Source organism: Halorubrum sp. F4 (assembly GCF_027257195.1).
Taxonomy (GTDB): domain Archaea; phylum Halobacteriota; class Halobacteria; order Halobacteriales; family Haloferacaceae; genus Halorubrum.
The window spans coordinates 1-3,275 of the sequence record NZ_JAPDFS010000039.1 but is presented as its reverse complement, the minus strand read 5'-3'; the positions used below and the strand labels follow the sequence as shown (position 1 = coordinate 3,275).

The 3,275-nt window shown below is 73.2% G+C and carries 5 protein-coding genes; 2 read left to right on the top strand and 3 right to left on the bottom strand.

All coding sequences use genetic code 11. The annotated features are described in order from the left end of the window. The first annotated feature begins 220 nt into the window (after positions 1-220). Positions 221-742, top strand: coding sequence for a hypothetical protein (locus OKW78_RS16525; RefSeq protein WP_281196149.1), 522 nt, complete (start codon positions 221-223; stop codon positions 740-742). 18 nt (positions 743-760) lie between these two features. Here the strand turns inward: OKW78_RS16525 and OKW78_RS16520 are convergent, their stop codons facing one another. The 3 genes from OKW78_RS16520 to OKW78_RS16510 all read right to left on the bottom strand — a co-directional run bounded on the left by OKW78_RS16520 (position 761) and on the right by OKW78_RS16510 (position 2,407). After that, positions 761-1,555 carry an AAA family ATPase gene (locus OKW78_RS16520; RefSeq protein WP_281196148.1) on the bottom strand — a complete coding sequence of 265 codons (795 nt, stop codon included), beginning with the start codon at positions 1,553-1,555 and terminating at the stop codon, positions 761-763. A gap of 63 nt (positions 1,556-1,618) precedes the next feature. After that, on the bottom strand, positions 1,619-2,038 hold the full coding sequence (locus OKW78_RS16515; RefSeq protein WP_281196147.1) for an HIT family protein: 420 nt from the start codon (positions 2,036-2,038) through the stop codon (positions 1,619-1,621). An 87-nt stretch (positions 2,039-2,125) separates the two neighbouring features. Then, positions 2,126-2,407: a hypothetical protein gene (locus tag OKW78_RS16510; protein ID WP_281196146.1), complete on the bottom strand. Its 282-nt coding sequence runs from the start codon at positions 2,405-2,407 to the stop codon at positions 2,126-2,128. Positions 2,408-2,547: 140 nt separating this feature from the next. Here OKW78_RS16510 and OKW78_RS16505 point away from each other — a divergent pair. Beyond that, a partial coding sequence (locus OKW78_RS16505; RefSeq protein WP_281196145.1) for a ribonuclease Z occupies positions 2,548-3,275 on the top strand: 728 nt, incomplete at its 3' end.

Here is a 3,275-nt window from a genome sequence, read left to right as displayed (position 1 = left end):
TCGGCGCGGGAGTTTCGGGTGCGGGTCGAACCGGCGCGGGTCGAAGGTGCCTTGCTCATCACACCTGAACCTCGGTCCCGATCCCTTACTTAAACCCCGGTGGATCGGGGGGTGAACGGCCCGATCCGCGCGGCCATACCGACCGGTAACCGGTCGGTGATGGGCGTCGATGCCGGCGGAGTACGGTGGTTTTATTTGCGGAAACGCGAGACCGGTTGGCATGACGCTGTCGGAGATCGCGGAGGGGCTCGAGGTGACCGCCAGCCAGTGCGACCGGGGCGTCGCCGTCGCCGACGACACGGAAACGCCGCTGGCGGAGGGTCTGCGCGCACACGCCGACGAGTTGCCGTGCACGCCGGAGGCGACCGCGACGCTGGTCGACGCGTACACCGCCGGCCGGAGCGTCGGCGACGCCGCCACGGACGCCGGCGTCGCTCCCATGACCGCCGCCAAGACGCTCCACCGCTGTGGCGTCTCGGGCGTCTGCCCGCTCGCGCCGACCCGCCGCGGGGTCGTCCGCGACTGGCTCGACGGCCGGATCGCACGCACCGAGGCGGTGGCACTCGCCGGCGGCGACGACGCGGACTTCGCGCTCGCGACGTACGTCGAGACGCACGACCCGCTCCCTGCGGTCGCCGACGTGGTGGAGGCGAAGCTCGCGGGATCGTCGTCGATCGGGTCCGGCCTCGGCGCGGACGACCCCCTCGGCGACGCGCTGGGGTCGCCCGACGACCTCCGCTGATCGGAACGGCGACGCCGGCTATCCCCTCATTCGTTCGATCAGTCCCGCCTCCGAGAGGTCGACCTCGAGCGTCGTATCGAAGAGTCGCGCGTACGCGTCGGCGACCGCCCGCGGGTATGCCCCGTCGCCGGTCGCCGTGACGGGCGCGGCCGTCACGCGCGGGTCAGTCTCCGGGAGAGCCACGTCGGCGTCGCTCGACACGTCGACGTCGCCTGTCCCCGTATCGGACCCGCGAGACACCGCGACGGTGGCGTCGACGCTCGCGCCCACGTCCGCGATCCGGCCGTGGAGTCGCTGGAGGGCGTCACGACCGTGCGGGGTCGCGGGGTGAACCGCGGCGACGCCGTCGACCCCCGTGACCGCCGCGACCGCCTCGTTCGACGCCACCGGCGACGCGTCGACGATCACCGCGTCATAGGCGGTCGCCGCCTCGTCGATCCGCCGTTCGAGTTTGCGCGCCGCCTCGGACGTCTTCGCGCGGGCGACCCGCTCGAACGGAGCCCGGGCGGGGACGACGTCGGCACGCCCCGAAAGGGACTCGGCGTCCGCCTCCCGAGATTCCGATCGATCGCCGACCGCGATCGGGTACGTCGCCGCCGACAGCGACGCGCCGGCCTCGTCGGTCAGGAGCGTCGTGAGGTCGGTCCCGATACGGCCGTGAACGTACTCGGAGAGTCCCTGCGTCGCGTACGCGGCGTCGATCACCGCCACGTCCCGACCGCCGCGTGCCCCGATCGTGGCCAGCTCGACGGCGGTCCGCGTCGTCCCCGCGCCGCCGGCCGCTCCGACCAGCGCGAGCGTCGTCGCTTGCATGGGGGCTCCTCGCCGGTTCGGCGAATAATTCCTTCGAACGACGTCGCCGGCGATGGTGGCCCCTCAGTCGGCGATCGCCGCCGCGATCCCGTCGAGCTCGTCGTCCGAGAGGTCGGGGCGGGTCCCGCCGACCGCGTGGATCGGCGCGCCGCCGTCGCCCTCGAACCGCGGGATGACGTGCGCGTGGACGTGGGGCACCTCCTGACCGGCCGCCTCGCCGTCGTTGATCCCCACGTTCGCCGCGTCGGCGTCGACCGCCTCCTGGACGCGGGGGGTGAGCTCGGCGACCGCACCGAAGAGCGCGCTCGTGCGGTCGGCGTCGAGGTCGCCCACGCGTCCCGCGTGCGTCTTCGGGATCACGAGGGTGTGGCCGCGCGCGAGCGGGTTGGCGTCGAGGAACGCCAGCACCTCGTCGCTCTCGTACACCGTCCGCGCCGGGATCTCGCCGGCGACGATCGAACAGAAGATACAGTCGTCGGACATACGCGAGGGGTCGACGCCGCGACGTATCAAGGTTTCCCGGACGGCGCGGCGAGGGCGGATCGGTCGGTGACCACCACCTCGCGCCGATCAGACGCTCCGTCGTTCCACGCCCGGATCGACGCCGGCGGCGTCGAGGTCCTCCCTGATCCGCCGGCGGAGCGGGTCCGGGACCGACTCGCGCGGGACGGGGGCGGCGGTGTCCTCCCCTTCGTCCCCGTGGCCCGGAACGTTCCAGTAGAGGACGCGGTCGACGTCGGCGTAGAACTCCACGGCGAACCGGTCGCCGCCGCCGTCGTAGTGGACGCGCGCGGCGGCCCCCTCCGCGCGCCACCCCTCCTGGCGAACGAGCGCGGCGATCGAGTCGTACATACCCGGCCTCGGGGCGGCGGCCACATGTCGGTGTCGACCGCTCGCGGCGTCGAGGCCGTCTCCCGCGCCGCCGCTCGACGGTCGTACGTCCCGCAACCGCGGCTCGAAAGGAGTTTACCCCCGCCGACCGCAGGGCGGGTATGTCCCTTCGCGTCACGTTCCTCGGGACGGGCGGTGCCGTCCCGACCACCGAACGCGCGCCGAGCGCCATCTTCGTCAACCGCGAGGGCGACCGCCTGCTGTTCGACTGCGGCGAGGGCACCCAACGCGAGATGATGCGGGCCGGCACCGGCTTCGGGATCGACCACCTGTTCGTCTCGCACCTCCACGGGGACCACGTCCTCGGGATCCCCGGGCTCGTCCAGACGCTGGGGTTCAACGACCGGACCGATCCGCTCCGCGTCCACTGCCCGCCCGGTACCGGCGACGACCTGCACGACCTCGTCCACGCGGTGGGCCACCAGCCTGGATTTCCGGTCCGGATCGAGGAGGTCGGTCCCGGCGACGTCGCGCTCTCCGCCGACGGCTACGAGGTCCGCGCCTTCGAGACGACGCATCGAACCGTCTCACAGGGATACGTCCTCGAGGAGGCGGACCGCCCCGGCCGGTTCGACCGACCGAGAGCCGAGGAGCTCGGCGTCCCGGTCGGCCCGGCGTTCGGCCGGCTTCACTCCGGCGAGTCCGTCGAGCTCGAGGACGGCACCGTCGTCGAGTCCGATCAGGTCGTCGGCCCGCCGCGGCCCGGCCGGAAGCTCGTGTACACCGCGGACACCCGCCCGCGCGAGCGCACCGTCGAGGTCGCCGAGGACGCCGACCTCCTCGTCCACGACGCGACCTTCGCCGACGACATGGCCGACCGCGCCCGCGA